This window comes from Pinisolibacter aquiterrae (assembly GCF_019160155.1).
Lineage (GTDB): Bacteria > Pseudomonadota > Alphaproteobacteria > Rhizobiales > Ancalomicrobiaceae > Pinisolibacter > Pinisolibacter aquiterrae.
In genome coordinates this window covers 40,520-57,782 of record NZ_JAFNIH010000025.1, presented here as the reverse complement: position 1 = coordinate 57,782, position 17,263 = coordinate 40,520, and the positions used below count along the sequence as shown (strand labels likewise).

General features: G+C 70.2%; 13 protein-coding genes. 8 read left to right on the top strand and 5 right to left on the bottom strand.

Annotation, left to right across the window (positions count from 1 at the left end):
- Positions 1-8: 8 nt before the first annotated feature.
- The 5 genes from trpD to lexA all read left to right on the top strand — a co-directional run bounded on the left by trpD (position 9) and on the right by lexA (position 4,521).
- Entirely contained in the window at positions 9-1,022 is a 1,014-nt protein-coding gene (gene trpD / locus J3S89_RS09745; protein ID WP_217927311.1) for an anthranilate phosphoribosyltransferase, read from the top strand.
- A 7-nt stretch (positions 1,023-1,029) separates the two neighbouring features.
- Positions 1,030-1,824, top strand: coding sequence for an indole-3-glycerol phosphate synthase TrpC (gene trpC, locus J3S89_RS09740; protein ID WP_217927310.1), 795 nt, complete (start codon positions 1,030-1,032; stop codon positions 1,822-1,824).
- A 1-nt stretch (position 1,825) separates the two neighbouring features.
- A complete protein-coding gene (moaC, locus tag J3S89_RS09735) occupies positions 1,826-2,311 on the top strand; it encodes a cyclic pyranopterin monophosphate synthase MoaC (protein WP_217927309.1) in 486 nt (161 codons plus the stop codon).
- 4 nt (positions 2,312-2,315) lie between these two features.
- The gene (locus tag J3S89_RS09730; protein ID WP_217927308.1) at positions 2,316-3,524 is read left to right on the top strand and encodes a molybdopterin molybdotransferase MoeA; all 1,209 of its coding nucleotides are present in this window, start codon (positions 2,316-2,318) and stop codon (positions 3,522-3,524) included.
- 259 nt (positions 3,525-3,783) lie between these two features.
- Entirely contained in the window at positions 3,784-4,521 is a 738-nt protein-coding gene (gene lexA, locus J3S89_RS09725) for a transcriptional repressor LexA (RefSeq protein WP_217927307.1), read from the top strand.
- Between the two features lie 54 nt (positions 4,522-4,575).
- Here the strand turns inward: lexA and J3S89_RS09720 are convergent, their stop codons facing one another.
- Complete coding sequence (locus J3S89_RS09720) at positions 4,576-7,080, bottom strand: ComEC/Rec2 family competence protein (RefSeq protein WP_217927306.1); 2,505 nt, start codon at positions 7,078-7,080, stop codon at positions 4,576-4,578.
- Between the two features lie 122 nt (positions 7,081-7,202).
- Between J3S89_RS09720 and gltX the strand changes: the two genes are divergently transcribed.
- Both gltX and gltA read left to right on the top strand, forming a co-directional pair.
- Positions 7,203-8,627 carry a glutamate--tRNA ligase gene (gene gltX / locus J3S89_RS09715; RefSeq protein WP_217927305.1) on the top strand — a complete coding sequence of 475 codons (1,425 nt, stop codon included), beginning with the start codon at positions 7,203-7,205 and terminating at the stop codon, positions 8,625-8,627.
- 301 nt (positions 8,628-8,928) lie between these two features.
- Positions 8,929-10,221, top strand: a complete 1,293-nt coding sequence (gltA, locus tag J3S89_RS09710; RefSeq protein ID WP_217927304.1) for a citrate synthase — start codon at positions 8,929-8,931, stop codon at positions 10,219-10,221.
- A gap of 105 nt (positions 10,222-10,326) precedes the next feature.
- Here the strand turns inward: gltA and J3S89_RS09705 are convergent, their stop codons facing one another.
- The 4 genes from J3S89_RS09705 to J3S89_RS09690 form a co-directional block, all read right to left on the bottom strand.
- Positions 10,327-11,325 carry an MvdC/MvdD family ATP grasp protein gene (locus tag J3S89_RS09705; protein WP_217927303.1) on the bottom strand — a complete coding sequence of 333 codons (999 nt, stop codon included), beginning with the start codon at positions 11,323-11,325 and terminating at the stop codon, positions 10,327-10,329.
- Positions 11,326-11,433: 108 nt separating this feature from the next.
- Positions 11,434-11,811, bottom strand: coding sequence for a hypothetical protein (locus tag J3S89_RS09700; protein ID WP_217927302.1), 378 nt, complete (start codon positions 11,809-11,811; stop codon positions 11,434-11,436).
- A gap of 85 nt (positions 11,812-11,896) precedes the next feature.
- Entirely contained in the window at positions 11,897-13,981 is a 2,085-nt protein-coding gene (locus J3S89_RS09695) for a DUF4139 domain-containing protein (RefSeq protein WP_230488966.1), read from the bottom strand.
- Between the two features lie 63 nt (positions 13,982-14,044).
- On the bottom strand, positions 14,045-15,244 hold the full coding sequence (locus J3S89_RS09690) for a DUF2330 domain-containing protein (protein WP_217927301.1): 1,200 nt from the start codon (positions 15,242-15,244) through the stop codon (positions 14,045-14,047).
- A gap of 383 nt (positions 15,245-15,627) precedes the next feature.
- Here J3S89_RS09690 and J3S89_RS09685 point away from each other — a divergent pair, with 383 nt between their 5' ends.
- A complete protein-coding gene (locus J3S89_RS09685) occupies positions 15,628-17,247 on the top strand; it encodes an ABC-F family ATP-binding cassette domain-containing protein (RefSeq protein ID WP_217927300.1) in 1,620 nt (539 codons plus the stop codon).
- Positions 17,248-17,263 lie beyond the last annotated feature (16 nt).

Below are 17,263 nucleotides of genomic sequence, written 5' to 3'. Positions count from 1 at the left end.
GACTATTCATGACCGATTTGAAGGCCCTCATCGCCAAGGTCGCCACCGGCGCGAGCCTGACCCGCGCCGAGGCGCGCACCGCCTTCGACGTGATGATGTCGGGATCCGCCACCCCGGCCCAGATCGGCGGCTTCCTGATGGCGCTGCGCGTGCGCGGCGAGACCGTCGACGAGATCACCGGCGCCGTCGAGGTGATGCGCGAGAAGATGCTGCGGGTCGCCGCCCCCGCCGACGCGGTCGACATCGTCGGCACCGGCGGCGACGGCTCTGGCTCGTGGAACGTCTCGACCGCCTCCGCCTTCGTCACCGCCGCCTGCGGCGTTCCCGTCGCCAAGCACGGCAATCGCGCGCTGTCATCGAAGTCCGGCGCCGCCGACGTGCTGATGGCGCTCGGCGTCAAGATCGACGTCGGCCCCGACAAGATCGCCGAATGCATCCGCGAGACCGGGGTCGGCTTCATGTTCGCGCCCGCCCATCACGCCGCGATGAAGCACGTCGGCCCGGCCCGCGTCGAACTCGGCACCCGCACCGCCTTCAATCTGCTCGGCCCCCTCTCCAATCCGGCCGGGGTCAAGCGCCAGATGACCGGCGTCTTCGCCCGCGCCTGGGTCGAGCCGATCGTCCATTCGCTGGCGGCCCTCGGCGCCGAGGCGGCCTGGGTGGTCAACGGGTCCGACGGGCTCGACGAGATCACCGTGACCGGGGAGACCCATGTCGCCGAGCTGAAGGACGGCCGCATCGCCACCTTCGTGGTGACGCCGGAGAGCGTCGGCCTCACCCGGCATCCCGGCGAGGCGCTCAAGGGCGGCGATGCCGCCCACAACGCCGCCGCTCTCAGGACCATGCTCGGCGGCACGCCCGGCGCCTATCGGGACATCGTGCTGATGAACGCGGGCGCCGCGCTGGTGGTCGCCGACAAGGCGTCGACGCTGCTCGAAGGCGTCGAGCGCGCGGCCCGGGCGATCGACGACGGCTCCGCCCGCGCCCGCCTCGACGCGCTCATCCTCGTCTCCAACGCCTGAGGATCCGATGGCCGACATCCTGAAGACCATCGAGATCTACAAGCGCGCCGAGATCGAGGCCGCCAAGCGGGTCACCTCCGAGGCGGATCTGCGCGCCCGCATCGCCGAGGTCGACCGCCCGCGCGGCTTTCTCGCCGCCCTCCGGGCGAAGAAGGCGGACGGGCAGCGCGGCCTCATCGCCGAGATCAAGAAGGCGAGCCCGTCGAAGGGTCTGATCCGCGCCGACTTCGATCCGCCGGCGCTGGCGCGCGCCTACGAGGCCGGCGGCGCGGCCTGTCTCTCGGTGCTGACCGACGGTCCCTCGTTCCAGGGCGCGCCGGAGTTCCTCACCGCCGCGCGCGCCGCCGTGGCGCTGCCGTGCATCCGCAAGGACTTCCTGTTCGAGCCCTATCAGGTGCTGGAAGCCCGCGCCTGGGGCGCCGACTGCATCCTGATCATCATGGCCTCGCTCACCGACGACGAGGCGAAGGCGCTCGAGGAGGCGGCCTTCGCGCTCGGCATGGACGTGCTCGTCGAGATCCACGACGAGGTGGAGTGCGAGCGGGCGCTGCGTCTCGCCTCGCCGATGATCGGCATCAACAATCGCAATCTGAAGACCTTCGAGGTCACGCTCGCGACCTCCGAGCGGCTCGCCCCGATGATCCCGGCCGACCGTCTCCTGGTCGGCGAGAGTGGGGTCTTCACCTCGGCCGACTGCGCCCGTCTCGAGGCGGTCGGCATTTCGACCTTCCTGGTCGGCGAAAGCCTGATGCGTCAGGCCGACGTCACCGCCGCCACGCGTACCCTTCTGACCCGAGACTGACATGAGCGAAGCGCCCCGCCTCACCCACATCGACGCGACCGGCGCCGCCCACATGGTGGACGTCGGCGACAAGGCCGTGACGACCCGAACCGCGATCGCGGAGGGCTTCGTCACCATGTTGCCGGAGACGCTGGCGCTGATCCTCTCCGGTCAGGCGAAGAAGGGCGACGTGCTCGCCACCGCGCGCATCGCCGGCATCATGGCGGCCAAGAAGACGCACGAGCTGATCCCGCTCTGCCATCCCCTGCTCCTCACCAAGGTCACGGTCGACATCGTCGCCGACGAGGCGCTGCCCGGCCTGCGCGTCACCGCGCTCGCCCGCGTCTCCGGCCAGACCGGCGTCGAGATGGAGGCGTTGACGGCGGCCTCGGTCGCGTGCCTCACCATCTACGACATGGCCAAGGCGGTCGATCGCGGCATGGTGATCGGCGGGGTGCGGCTCCTCGAGAAGTCCGGCGGCAAGTCCGGCACCTGGAAGGCGGAGTGAGATCATGGCCCTGACCCCGGTTGAAACCGCGCTCGCGAGCGTGCTCGACGGGGTCGTTCCCGTCGCGATCGAACGGGTGCCGCTCGCCCGCGCCAACGGCCGGGTGCTCGCCGAGGACATTCGCGCGCGCCGCACCCAGCCGCCCTTCGCCGCCGCCGCCATGGACGGCTGGGCGCTCGCCGCGCGCGACGCCGAGAGCCCCGGCGCGCGCCTGCGCATCGTCGGCGAGGCGGCCGCCGGCCGCGGCTACGGCGCGGCGCTCGGTCCGGGCGAGGCGATCCGCATCTTCACCGGGGCGCCGCTGCCGGAGGGCGCCGACACGGTCGTCATGCAGGAACACGCAGCCCGCGACGGCGACGCGCTCACCCTCGAGGAAGCCGCCGTCGTCGGCCGACACGTGCGCGCCGCCGGCGCCGACTTCAGCGAGGGCGACATCGGCCTGACCGCCGGCACCCGGCTCGGCTACACCAATCTCGGCCTCGTCGCCTCGATGAACCACGCGGAGGTCGCCGTCCGCCGTCGTCCGCGCATCGCCTTCCTCGCCACCGGCGACGAGCTGGTGCCGCCGGGCGCGACGCCGGGGCCCGATCAGATCGTCGCCTCCAACGGCGTCGCCGTCGCCGCCCTGATCGAACAGGCCGGCGGCGAGCCGATCGATCTCGGCATCGCCCCCGACGACCTCGACGCCACCCGCGCGGCGATCCGCGCGGGCTTTGCGAGCGGGATCGACGCGCTGGTGACGCTCGCCGGCGCCTCGGTCGGCGATCACGACTTCGTCCATCGCGCGCTCGAGGCCGAGGGCGTCGCCTTCACCTTCTGGAAGCTCGCGATGCGTCCGGGCAAACCGCTGATGTTCGGCCGGAAAGACGACATCCGCGTACTCGGCCTGCCGGGCAACCCGGCCGCCTCGCTCGTCTGCGGCATCCTCTATGTGGCGCCGCTCGTCCGCGCGCTCTCCGGCCTCGCCGACCCGCGTCCCGTCGCCGCCACCGTCCGCCTCGGCGCGCCGCTGCCGGCCAACGACCTGCGCCAGGACTATCTGCGCGGCACGCTCACCAATGCCGCCGACGGCCACCTCGTGGCAATGCCGGTCGACAGTCAGGATTCCTCGCTGCTGAGCCGCTTTTCCGCCGCGCGCGTGTTGATCGTTCGGCCGCCGCACGCGCCCCCCGCCCGGATCGACGATCCCGTCACGGTGGTGCGCCTCGACTGAGCGCAAGCGCGGGGACGCGTTTCGTTCACGCCGGCTCTTGCGGAACATCCTGGGAACGCGTAGCTTGAGTTCGTGATTTGTACACGGTTCGAGTCGCGCCACGGGCCGAGACGATCGCTTCTCGCGATCTCTCGTCGGTTGCTTGCGCGGCAGTCATGGGATTTCGCCATGGGATCTCGCGTCGGCGACGGCGCGGGTCGGCGACGGGACGATCGAGGCGATGCCCTTCGGCGGCGTCTCGCGGGGTGAGGGTCGGGCGATGTTGACGCGCAAGCAGTTCGAGCTTCTGATGTTCATCCACGAACGTCTGAAGGAAGACGGCGTTCCGCCCTCCTTCGACGAGATGAAGGACGCGCTCGACCTGCGTTCCAAGTCGGGTATCCACCGGCTGATCACGGCGCTCGAGGAGCGCGGGTTCATCCGTCGCCTGCCCAATCGCGCCCGCGCGCTCGAGGTCATCCGCCTGCCCGATTCGGTCACGCCGGGGCTCGCCAGTCCGGCGCGCGCCGTCACGCCCGGCGGCAAGGGCTTCACGCCCTCGGTGATCCAGGGCACGCTCGGCAAGCCGCGTCCGGTCGCGGCCCCCGGCCCCGCCGACGCCGAGGCGATGGCCGAGGTGGTGTCGATCCCGGTGATGGGGCGGATCGCGGCGGGCACGCCGATCTCGGCGATCCAGACCTATACACACGCCATTCCCGTTCCCTTCGACCTTCTCGGCGGCGGCGAGCATTTCGCGCTCGAGGTCAGGGGCGATTCGATGATCGAGGCCGGTATCCTCGACGGCGACACGGTGCTGATCAAACGCGCCGACGGGGCCGAATCCGGCGACATCGTCGTCGCGCTCGTCGACGAGGAGGAGGCGACCTTGAAGCGGCTGAGAAAGCGCGGCGCCTCGATCGCGCTCGAGGCGGCCAATCCGGCCTATGAGACCCGCATCTTCGGCCCCGACCGGGTCAAGGTTCAGGGTCGTCTGGTCGGGCTGATCCGGCGCTACTGAGGTCGCGCCGACGGGGTGGGGCGAGCGGGTCGTGAGTCGCGGGTCGCGAGGCGATCAAGGCTCGAGGTCGGGCGAGGTCGCCGGGTCCGATGCCGATGGAATGCCGTCGTCGGCCGGGTGGTCGTCCTCGGCGGTGAGATCTGCGGCCGCCTCCGGACGGACTTCGGCGGCCATGCGTTCGGCGAGCGGGTCGCGCGGTGTCCACGGACGGGGTGGAGACGGCAGGCTGACAATCGTCTCGAAGCGACGGCGCGGGTGGACCGGGCCGATGTCGGTGACGTTCGAGGGTGCGGCAGCGGAGGCGGTGTCCGGCTCCGGTGGTGCCTCGGTCGTGGGATCCGGGGCGGCGAGAGGTGTCGCGGCCGAACGGGCCGGCGGGTCCGACGGGGGCTCGCGTCCGGAGCGCAGCACCAGGGCGAGAGCGCCGGTTTCCGCCTGACGGGGGCGATCGATCACCAGGGCGGTGGCGGCGCAGCCCGGTGGGGCGGCGAGATGGGAGACGACGACGTCGGCGCGGTCGCAATCCTCGACGAAACCGCGCGGATCGCGCACCACGGCGACCACGAGGCCGTCGTCGGCGCCCGGCGTCGGGGTGCGCTCGAAGGTGCAGCCGACGCCGTCGCAACGCCATCCCTCGCGTAAGGTGGGGTCCTGGAGCGTTCGGGCGTCGTCGTCGGCGGCGAGCCAGATCGAGACGTCGAAGCGGTCGGTCTTCTCCATCAGGACATGCAGGCGCCCGTCGCCGCCGCGCACCGCGATCGGCGAGCCGTGGCGCCCGACGAGAACGTCGGGATGCGAGCCCGCCCAGAGCAACGCCAGTGAGAGAAGGCCCGGAACGATCCCGAAGAGACGGATCCGCGAGCGCCACAGCGACAGCCACAGGACCGCCGCGACGCCGAGCGGCATCGCCCAGGGGTGCGGCGCGCCGATCAGGCCGGAGCCGCCGGGGAGGCTCGACGCCCAGCGCCCGATCGTCACCATGTAGTCGATGCCGAGCCCCATCACCGCGAGCGGCCAGGCCTCGAGGCCGAAGGGCATGGCGAGGGCGGTGAGGACCGCCGCCGGCATGACCAGCATCCCGACCACCGGCAGCACCACCATGTTGGCGAGGATCGAATAGGGCGCGCCACGATAGAAGACGCCGGCGATCACCGGGGCGGTGGCGAGCCCGGCGATGAGCGAGGAAAAGGCGAGGCCCTCGACGTGACGCCATGCCGTGATCAGCCCTTGCGCGATCGGGCCGGCGTCGTCGGCCGGCGGCGGCCGCGCCTCGACGCGCAGCCGCCACAGATCCCACGAGGCGACCAGCGCGATCACCGCCAGGAACGACATCTGGAAACTCGGCTCGAGCGCCGAGGCCGGGTCGACGATCAGGATCGCCATCGCCGCCACGGCGACCGTATGCATGGTGATCGCCGGTCGATCGACGACGACGGCGAGGAGCGCGACGCTCACCATCAGATGCGAGCGCAGCGCCGCGACCTGCATGCCCGACATCATGAGATAGACGCTCGCGGCCACGAAGGCGGCGACGGCGGCCCATTTCTTTGCGGCATGATGGAGCGAGAAGCCGGGCACCGCGACGAACAGGAGGCGCAGCGCCGCCATGACGCCGCCGGCGACGAGGCTCATGTGGAGCCCGGAAATCGAGACGATGTGAGTGAGACCGGAGGCGCGCAAGGGCTCGGCGACGCTCTCGGGGATCGCCCGTTGCTCGCCGACCATCAGCGCCGCGCCGATCGCGCCGGTGCCGCCGGGAAGTCCGGCCCTCACCCGCTCGGCGACGGTGTGGCGCAGCGTGCCGATCGGCGCCAGCACGCGATCGCTCAGAGTCGGGGGGGCGCGTTCGACGGGGCGCGTCCGGCCGAGGACATAGCCGCTCGCGCCACGCCCCTCGAACCAGGCCCGTCGCGCGAAATCGTATCCGCCGGGGAGAACCGGCCCCTCGGGCGGCTTCAGCCGTGCCTTGAAGGCGACGCCGTCGCCGATCGCCGGGACCGGACCGCGCGCGCTCAGCGTCGCGGTGATGGTCGTCGGGACGAAGGCGGGGTCGAGACCGGGTGCCTCCATCCGCTCGACGGCGATGCCGAGCCGAGTGCCGCCCCTGGCGGTGCCGTCGAGGTCGACGACGCGGCCCTCGACCGCCACGGTGCGTTCGCGATCGAGCCGGGGGGCGGCGACGCGCCGGGTCGAGATCGCCGCGGCGAGGGCGCCGGCGGTCGCGACCGCGAGGACGACCGCGCCGAGGGCCCGCGCGCCGCGATGCCGCCGGACGAACGCCAGCGCGGCGAGGCCGAACGCGGCGAGCGCGAGCGCCGGTAGCCAGGGCTCGTGCGGCAGGGCGAAATAGACCGCGATCCCCGCCGCGAAGACCGCCGCCAGCAGGGGCGGACCGCTGCCCGAGGCGAGATCGTCGGAGGCGCCGTCGAGGAGGCGGCGGGCGGCTTCGGCGACGCGCAGGCGCAGGTCGCCCCGGGGAATCACCGGCAAGGCACGACGCAGGTCGGGCGAGGCCGGCGCCACGCTCCGCGTCCGCTCCGCCGTCGGCTCCTTCGCCATCCCCGAGGTTCCCGTTCGCTTTCCCGCGCCGACAATGCTACACGAACGCCCGTGCCCGCCGCCATCGTCGTCGAACGACGGATGGCGCCGGCCCTCCCCTCCTCGCCAGACCGGACCCGACCATGGCCGATACCGTCGTCACCCGTTTCGCTCCCTCCCCCACCGGCTATCTGCACATCGGCGGCGCCCGCACCGCGCTGTTCAATTGGCTGTGGGCCCGCCATACCGGCGGCAAGATGCTGCTGCGCATCGAGGACACCGACCGGGAACGCTCCACCGACGCCGCCATCGACGCCATTCTCGACGGGCTGCGCTGGCTCGGGCTCGAGGGCGAGGGCGAGCCGCTGTTTCAGTTCGCGCGCGCGCAGCGCCATGCCGAGGTCGCCCACGAGATGGTGGCACGCGGCCTCGCCTATCGCTGCTTCGCCACCCAGGCCGAGCTCGAGGCGATGCGCGAGCTCGCCGCCAAGGAGGGCCGCCCGCCCCGTTACGACGGCCGTTGGCGCGATCGCGATCCGTCCGAGGCGCCGGAGGGAGCGCCCTTCGTGGTGCGTCTCCGGATGCCGCAGGAGGGCGAGACGGTGGTCGACGACCTCGTCCAGGGCAAGGTCACCTTCCGCAACGACGTGCTCGACGACTTCATCCTGCTGCGCTCGGACGGCACGCCGACCTACATGCTCGCCGTCGTCGTCGACGACCACGACATGGGCGTGACCCATGTCATTCGCGGCGACGATCACCTCACCAATGCCGCCCGCCAGTCGCAGATCTACCGTGCCATGGGTTGGGACGTGCCGGCGTGGGCGCATATTCCGCTGATCCACGGCGCCGACGGGGCCAAGCTCTCCAAGCGTCACGGGGCGCTCGGCGTCGACGCCTATCGCGCCATGGGCTATCTGCCGGACGCGTTGAAGAACTATCTCGCGCGCCTCGGCTGGAGCCACGGCGACGACGAGATCTTCTCGATGGATCAGGCGATCGGCTGGTTCGAGGTCCGCGACATCAACAAGAGCGCGGCGCGCTTCGATTTCGCCAAGCTCGAGAACATCAACGGCCTCTATATGCGCGCGACGCCCGACGACGCGCTGTTCGATGCGTTCCTCGCCTTCCTGCCGCACACCGACGAGGGCCGCGCGCTTCTCGCCATCCTCGACGAGCCCTTGAAGGCGAAGATCCGCATGGCGCTTCCCGGGCTCAAGGAGCGCGCCAAGACGCTGGTGGAACTGCTCGACGGATGCCGCTTCATCCATGCGGTGCGGCCGCTGGCGATGGAGGAGAAGGCGGCGGCGCTGCTCGACGCGGCCGGCGTCGGCGTGCTCGCGGCGCTGCTCCCCCGGCTCGAGGCGGTCGAGGACTGGTCGGCGGCCTCGACCGAGGCGGTCGTGCGCGCCTATGCCGAGGAGGCCGGCCTCAAGCTCGGCAAGGCGGCTCAGCCGCTGCGCGCGGCGCTGACCGGGCGGACCACTTCGCCGGGCATCTTCGACGTCCTCGCCGTGCTCGGCCGCGAGGAGACGCTCGCGCGTCTCGGCGATCGCGTCACGGGCTGAGGGCTCACGCCCGAATTCCGCCGGAATCGGACGCCGCGCCCGCCGAGGGCCCGGCGCTCGCGGCTTCGTGAGGTCGGTTCGTCAATCTCGCCAACATGTTGGAGTGACTTTTCTTTAGGCGGCGGGAGCGCTGCATCATCCCTAGGAAGTGCTTGTCGCCCCGTCGGGAATGGGTTAGGCCTCTGACCCGGATGCACGAGACCCGAGACAAATCGTCTCGCCTTCGTTTCCGCTTCGATCAAAACGGTTCGATGAGGTCTCGTGCCGATTGGGTCGATCTTCCGCGTTCGGGGGTACCTGCATGAGCGATAAATCCGCCACTCTCAACCTCGGCGAAAAGTCCATTACGTTGCCGGTACGTTCCGGCACGATCGGACCCGACGTCGTCGACATCGGCAAGCTCTACGGCCAGACCGGGGCTTTCACCTACGATCCCGGATTCACCTCGACCGCGTCTTGTGAATCGAAGATCACCTACATCGACGGCGATGCCGGCGTGCTGCTCCATCGCGGCTACCCGATCGACCAGCTCGCCGAGCAGGGCACGTTCCTCGAGACCTGCTATCTGCTGCTCTACGGCGAACTGCCGACGCTGGCGCAGTTCTCCGACTTCCAGAGCCGTGTCTACCGTCACACGATGGTGCACGAGCAGATGCTGAAGTTCTTCACCGGCTACCGTCGTGACGCCCATCCGATGGCCGTCATGGTCGGCACCGTCGGCGCGCTCGCGGCCTTCTATCACGACAGCTTGGACATCGCCGATCCGCACCAGCGCATGGTCGCGTCGATCCGCATGATCTCCAAGATGCCGACCATCGCCGCGATGGCCTACAAGTACTCGATCGGCCAGCCGTTCGTGTATCCGGACAACAGCCTCAACTACACCTCGAACTTCCTGAAGATGTGCTTCTCGATTCCGTGCGAGGAGTACAAGGTCAACCCGGTCCTGTCGAAGGCCCTCGACCACATCTTCATCCTGCACGCCGACCACGAGCAGAACGCCTCGACCTCGACCGTGCGTCTGGCCGGTTCGTCGGGCGCCAATCCCTTCGCCTGCATCGCGGCCGGCATCGCCTGCCTGTGGGGCCCGGCGCACGGCGGCGCCAACGAGGCGGCGCTGCAGATGCTCCAGGAGATCGGCACCGTCGATCGCATCCCGGAATACATCGCCCGCGCCAAGGACAAGAACGATCCGTTCCGTCTGATGGGCTTCGGTCACCGCGTCTACAAGAACTACGATCCGCGCGCCAAGATCATGCAGAAGACCTGCCACGAGGTCCTCGGCACGCTCGGCATCAAGGACGATCCGCTGCTCGACGTCGCCGTCGAACTGGAGCGCATCGCCCTGCACGACGACTACTTCATCGAGAAGAAGCTCTACCCGAACATCGACTTCTATTCGGGCATCACCCTGAAGGCGATGGGCTTCCCGACTTCGATGTTCACCGTGCTGTTCGCGCTCGCCCGCACCGTCGGCTGGATCGCCCAGTGGAAGGAAATGATCGAGGATCCGCATCAGAAGATCGGCCGTCCGCGTCAGCTCTACACCGGCGCCCCGATGCGCGACTACGTGCCGCTCGACAAGCGCGGCTGATCCGGCCCCGACGCCGATCGAGGAATGCGAGGGCGCCCTTCGTGGGCGCCCTTTTTCGTCGGAGGATCCCTCGGCGGCTTCGCAGGCCGGACCCCGCGGAGGGCCTCATCCGGCGATCGGATCGGTCCAGCGGCGATCCCGGCCTTCGATCAGGAGGTCGGCCAGCGTCGCGATCAGCGGCAGGCCGGTGACGCTCTCGATCCAGCCGAACTGACCGCTCGGATTGATCTCGAGGAAGACGTGATCGCCGTCCGGCGTCACCACCATGTCGATCGCCGAATAATGGAGGCCGAGGGCGCGATTGAGCGCGAGGCACGCGGTCTCGATCGGCTTCGGCAGGGTCACCGCGACGTGATCCATGCGCGGCACCTCGCCGCGACGCCAGTCGACGCGCGCGTCGGGATCGGTCTGCGAGCGGATCTCGACCGGGAACAGGCGGTCGCCGATCACGGTGATGCGCAGATCGGCGGCCTTCGCCACCTCCTCCTGAAAGAGGCCGGGGGCGTTGCGCAGGAGGTCGGCGCGGGCGAGGTGATCGGCGCCGACGCGGTTGGTGTAGACCGACTGCTGCAGGCTCTGGCCGAGGACGCCCTGGGTCATGGACTTGTAGACGATGCGCCCGTCGCAGGCCTCCCACAGCGCCGCGAGCGCCTCGGGATCGTTGGTGAAGAGCGTGCGCGGGATGGCGAAGCCGAGGCGACGGGCGAGCGTCAGTTGCAGCGGCTTCGATTCGGCGATGCGGATGCGGTCGGGGTGGTTGACCCAGAAGGCATCGAAGCTGCGCCATAGGCCCTGCATCACCGACGTGCACTCGTGATAGGCGAATTCGCGCTCCTCCGCCGTCAGTCCGGGCGACAGCGAATAGGGCTCGGGGCGGCGATACCAGACGGCCGCGATCCGGTCCCAATCGATGGTGTCGCCGAAGGCGCCGGCGTGGGCGGCGGGCGGATGGTCCGGGCCGAAGCGGAGCGAGACGCGGGCGTCGCGCGGCACGTCCTGGGGATGGAAGCGGCGGAACGGGACGCCGCGCTCGCGCAGCTCGAGGACCATGAGATCGGCGGTCGAATCGTGTTCGCCGGTGACGATGAGGATTTCGGCCGTCATGACGGAAACCTCGCGCGGGGCCGGCGACGCGACGACGCCGGAGATTCGGGGGGCCGAAGATCGAGGGGCCGGGCGGACGGTCGCTCCGCTCCGCCCGGCCGGGGGGGCTCATTCGCCCGGCTTGAAGCCGTCGGGATGGGAATCCTGATCGCTGTCGTAGGCGGCGCAGGTCGGCGCGCCGTTGTTGGGATAGAACATGTTGGTGCAGCGCGTGGTGTCGCTGTAGGTCCACGAGCCCGTCATCTGCTGCGATTGGGCGACCATCGGCCGGCCGGTCGCCTCCTCGACGAACAGCATCTGCTCGCGGTCGTAGTGACCGGCGGGAATGTTCACGACGTGGCCGTCCTCGAGGAACTGGCCGGCGAAGAGCCCCTTCGGATCGGAGGCCGCGGCCGCCCGGCGCGCGCCGGCGACGGCGAAGACCCCGAGGGCGGCGAGCCCGGCCTGACGAAGAAACCGTCTGCGTGTCTTCATGTCTTCGGTCATGGTGCTTCTCCTCGTCTCGGGCGGCGCGACGGCGGCGACGGCTCCCCGGCGCGCGGCGCGTCCCCGATCCTTCAGCCGGTGATCGTCACAGCTTCAGCGTCTTGACGATCTCCTGAGCGTCCTTGCGCTTCGCAGCGATGGTGTCGGCCGCCGTCTGATCGGACCGGCCGAGTTCGGCGAGGCGATTCTCCTGGGTCTTCAGCATGTCGAGATAGCGCCGGCCGAGATCGCTCGACGGGCCGACCGACTGGAGGTTGGCGCGGATGCGCTCCTGGTCGGAGACGATCTTCTCGCGCTCCTGCTCGTTGGCGTCGCGCTGCGCCTGGGCGCGGCCGATTTCGGCGACCACGACGGCGAGGCGATCGATCGCCGCGCGGAAGGCCGGCCCCTCGTTCTCGAGGCCGCGAATGCGCGCGAGCAGGTCCTCCGGCGGCATGGTGCCGAGGCTCACGGTCTGGACGTCGACCCGTTCGAGGGTCAGATCGGTCTCGACCATGGCGCCCTTGGCGACCTCGACGCGCAGGCGGTGATGGGTCGGGGTGGTCTCGATCCCCTCCTTGGCGGTCGGGGTCCAACCGTCGATGCGGCCCTCCTCGAGGATCACGGTGCGATCCTGGTCGGGAGGCGCCGTCACCTCGAAGGCGAAGACCCGGCGCGAGCGCACCGTCGTCGTCAGGATGCCGTCGGCGATCGTGCCGAGGCTGGTGCGGCGGACGCCCCGATCCTCGCGGCGCACGGTCGTGCCGGCGTCGAGGGCGAAGGAGAGGAACTTCGCCTCGCCACGGGTGATGAGCGGGAGGACCGCGTCGCCGACGTGCTCGAGCGCGCCGTCCTTGGAGGTCTCGAAGGTGGTGACGATTCCGCCGGGCAGCGCCGTCTCGCCGTCGTTGACGAGGCGCAGGGCGGCGAGCGGATGGCGGGGATCGGTGCTCGGCCGGTAGACCCACACGCGTTCGGCCTCGATCGTGCGGTCGACGAAGGGCAGCATCAGGGTGTGGCCGGTGGCGAGGGTGACCGGGCTCGGGAAGCGATAGACCAGTTGGGTCGCCGCGTCGCGGGCCTCGGCGGCGGCGGCGACCGGGGCCATCGGCGGCGGCGCCACGGCGAGACGCATCGCCGGCGCGGGAGCGCGGACGATGCCGCCCTTGGCCCAGGGTTCGGCTTCGGCCTCCTCGAGGCGGGCGGCGGCGTCACGGCCGGCGCGGGCGCGCATGTCGGCGGCGGTGCGGCCGGAATCGGAGGGCGGCGCGATGCGCGCGCCCGTCGAGACGGGCACGGTGGTGCGTTCGCCGTAGATGGAGGTGTAGAGCGGCTGGGTGAGCGCGACCGGGTTGCCGGAGGTCAGCGTCAGGTCGACGCCCTTCCAATCGCCGCCGGTCAGGTTCTCGAGCACCGCCCAGCCCTGGAGCCGGGCCTTGCCCTTCTCCTGCGGGATGACGAGGCGCCAGCTGGTCTTCCAGATCGGGGCGGCCACCACATAGGCGACGGCGACGGCGCGCGAGCCGGTGCCCAGGACGCCGATCGAGAGGCTGCGCCGTTCCTTGGCGCGGTTCTCGGCGAGGCCGGCGAGGGCGCGGTCGATCTGGCCGCGCGCCTGCGGATCGGTGAAGGCGAGCGCGGTGATCTCCTCGAAGATCGCCTGGACCAGCCCCTTGTCGGTGAGGAGCGACAGGCGATGACGGGTGGTGACATCATGGCCGTCGGGGGTCGCGACCCGCTCCGTCTCGACGCGGAAGATGCGGCCGCGGGCGGCGACCGGACCGGCGATCTCGACCTCGCTGCCGACCAGCGCGTTGACGAGATCGGTCGGGCTCGCCAGTGCCTCGCGGTCGAAGGGCAGATCGCGGAAGAGTTCGTCGAGCGGCTCGCGCCCCGGCAGGCTGATCGGCCCGACGGCGCCGGCGGCGTCGAAGACGGTGAGGCTCTTCAACACGTCGTCGACCTGATCGAGCCGGACCGGCAGGTCGATGGTGGTGCCGGCGGCGGCCGAGCCCTGATGGGTGAACTGGGCGAGGCCGGCGCTCGACAGGACGACGCGCGTCAGCGGCAGCTCGGCCGCGCCGGCGAGCGTCACCGGCAGGGCGGCGGCCATCGCGAGCACCGAGACGCGCAGCGCGGAGCGGCTCGCGAGCCGGCGCGGGCGGAGGGAATGGCGCGGAGATGCGGGCATGTTCGGGTCGTCCTTTCACGGGCGTCGAGGGAAGTCTCCGGGCAGTCCGGCGGTGAACCCTCCTCAGCGCGAACGACAGGTCCGTTCGCAGTCCTCGAGGGTTCGGAACGGCGGCGGCTCGCCGCAGCCGCCCCACAGGAACGGCTTGCAGGCGCCGCCGGCGGCATCGAACCAATAGGCCTCGAAAGCGGCCTTGCAAGGGCCGCGCTCCGGCTTCGCCGTGCAGGCGGCGGGCGGAGCGAGCGCGGAGAGGCCGGGGATCGACGGTCCCTGCGGCGCCTCCGGTTCGAGCGCCTTCGCCTCCCCCACCAGGGGCGCGTGGACGTCGGTCTCGAAGCGATAGGGGCCGACGCGGCGGATCGCCTGGAGATGGATCGCCTCCTCGCCGAAGAAGACGCGCCAATCCGGGACGATCGGATCGAGATCCCCCTCCTCCGGCACCAGACGGGCGGAGGTGCTCGCCTTGGCGTCGAGGCCGAGGCATGTCGCCTGCGAACCCGGCGCGGCGGAGCGATCGACGTCCTCGCCCTTGAACACCGCGACCATGTCGTTCGACCCCGGCCGGCACAGGGTGAGCGGGGCGACGACGAAGAGTTCGACCGCCCCCTCCCCGCCGAAACTGTTCGAGGTCACCAGCGGGTAATAGAGGTCCGGGCTCTCGAAGCGGAAGGCGATCGGCTCGACGAAGCGCGGGCGATCGGCGAGATCGACCCGGTCGAGCACGAAATAGGTGTGGCCGCGCCGGACGTAGTCGGCGACGACCGCCTCCTCGCGGTCGAGGGCGGCGGCGCGCGGCAGGCCGTGGGCCTCGAGATGGGCGTCGATCCAGGCGCGGAAGCCGGCGACGTCGCGGATGTGGACCGTGGTCAGGTCATGCGCGCCGATCCGTTCGGCGGAGAGGACCTCGATCGGCTCGCTCTTTTCCGAGGCGCCGGCCTTGGTCATCCAGCGGGTGGCGAAGCGCAGCCGGTATTTGGCGACGATCGCGCCGAGGCGGTCGAAGGTGTCGGCCGGGGCCGGCGCAGCCTTCGGCTCCGTCGGGAACGGGATGAAGCGCAGGATCGACGTGGCGGCGCTCGATCCGATCTCGGTGCCGAGGATCAGGATCTCCTCGCGGCGATTGTGGAGGATGAGGGCCTTCTGGGCGCTCTCACTCACGCGGACGTCGGAACCGCCGACGATCACCCGGCCCATGTCGGCGTGGGCCGTGGCGAGGGAGGACAGGAGGGCGACGGCGACGATCGACGAGCGCAGCATCGGCATGACATCACCCTCTGCATCCGTGCGAGCGGATGGAGGGCCGCGACCGTCGCCGATCCGTCCCGCGCTCCACCCGACACGTTCCCTGCTCCGGCTTCTTCCGTCCGGAGACCTTCGCGCGAGGCCCCGCGACGGGCGCCTCTTCACGTCGCGTGACAGTACGACGGTCTTCATGAAACGCCATATGGAGCAATTCGCATGAGACAGAATGACCTCGTCATTTCTCGCGGGGGTCGCCGGAGGCATGGCGAATTCTCGGGCCGGGCGCGGCGATCTCGGGCGTGCGGATTGCCATTCGCGCCCGCGCCCCCTAAAGACCCGGCGGGTCCTCGCGCGGGCGCCCGCCCAGGCGACGACCCTCCCCACCGACACGGGCCACCGGCATCATGATTCGTCTCGAGAACATCTCCAAGCAGAACAGCCACCAGATCCTCTTCATCGAGGCCTCGGCGGCGCTCCTCCGGGGCGAGAAGGTCGGGCTGGTCGGCCCCAACGGCGCGGGCAAGTCGACGCTCTTTCGCATGATCACCGGCCGCGACGAGCCGGACGAGGGTCAGGTCTCGATCGATCGCGGCATCACCATCGGCTATTTCGATCAGAACGTCGGCGAAATGTCCGGCCACAGCGCCGTCGCCGAGGTGATGAACGGGGCCGGGCCGGTCAGCGAGGTGGCGGCCGAACTCCATGCGCTCGAGACCGCCATGGCCGATCCCGACTGCCCCGACATGGAGGCGGTGATCGAGCGCTACGGCGAGGTGCAGCACCGTTTCGAGGAACTCGACGGCTATGCGCTCGAGGGGCGGGCGCGCGAGGTGCTCGACGGCCTCTCCTTTTCTCAGGAGATGATGGACGGCGACGTCGGCAAGCTCTCGGGCGGGTGGAAGATGCGCGTGGCGCTCGCCCGGATTCTGCTCATGAACCCCGACGCGATGCTGCTCGACGAACCGTCGAACCATCTCGATCTCGAGAGCCTGATCTGGCTCGAGGGCTTCCTGAAGGGTTACGAGGGGGCGTTGCTCATGACCTCGCACGATCGCGAGTTCATGAACCGGATCGTCGGCAAGATCATCGAGATCGATTGCGGCCAGCTCACCAGCTATTCCGGCGACTACGAATTCTACGTCGCCCAGCGCGCCCAGGCCGACAAGCAGCAGCAGGCGCAGTTCGAGCGTCAGCAGGCGATGCTCGCCAAGGAGATCAAGTTCATCGAGCGCTTCAAGGCGCGCGCCAGCCACGCCTCGCAGGTGCAGAGCCGGGTCAAGAAGCTCGAGAAGATCGACCGGGTCGAGCCGCCGCGCCGGCGCCAGACCATCGCCTTCGACTTCCCCCCGGCACCGCGCTCCGGCGAGGACGTGGCGACGCTGAAGGGCGTCTCCAAGCGCTACGGCGCCCGCACGATCTACGACGGGTTCGACTTCCAGATCCGGCGGCGCGAGCGTTGGGCGGTGATGGGGGTCAACGGCGCCGGCAAGTCGACGCTCCTGAAGCTCGTCACCGGCTCGACCGAGCCGGACGCGGGCACGGTCTCGATCGGCGCCAGCGTCAAGATGGGCTATTTCGCTCAGCACGCGATGGAGATGCTCGACGGCGACCGCAGCGTCTTCCAGAACCTCGAGGACACGTTCCCGCAGGCGGGACAGGGGCAGTTGCGCGCGCTCGCCGGCTGTTTCGGCTTCTCCGGCGACGACCAGGAGAAGAAGGGCCGGGTTCTCTCCGGCGGCGAGAAGGCGCGGCTGGTGATGGCCAAGATGCTGTTCGATCCGCCGAACTTCCTGGTGCTCGACGAACCGACCAACCATCTCGATCTCGCCACCAAGGAGATGTTGATCGGGGCGCTCTCGGCCTATGAGGGCACCATGATCTTCGTCTCGCACGATCGCCACTTCCTGGCCGAGCTCTCCAACCGGGTGTTGGAGCTGACGCCGGAGGGCGTCCACCAGTACGGCGGCGGCTACACCGAATATGTCGCCCGCAGCGGCCACGAGGCGCCCGGCCTCCACGCGTGATGTCAATCACGGGAAA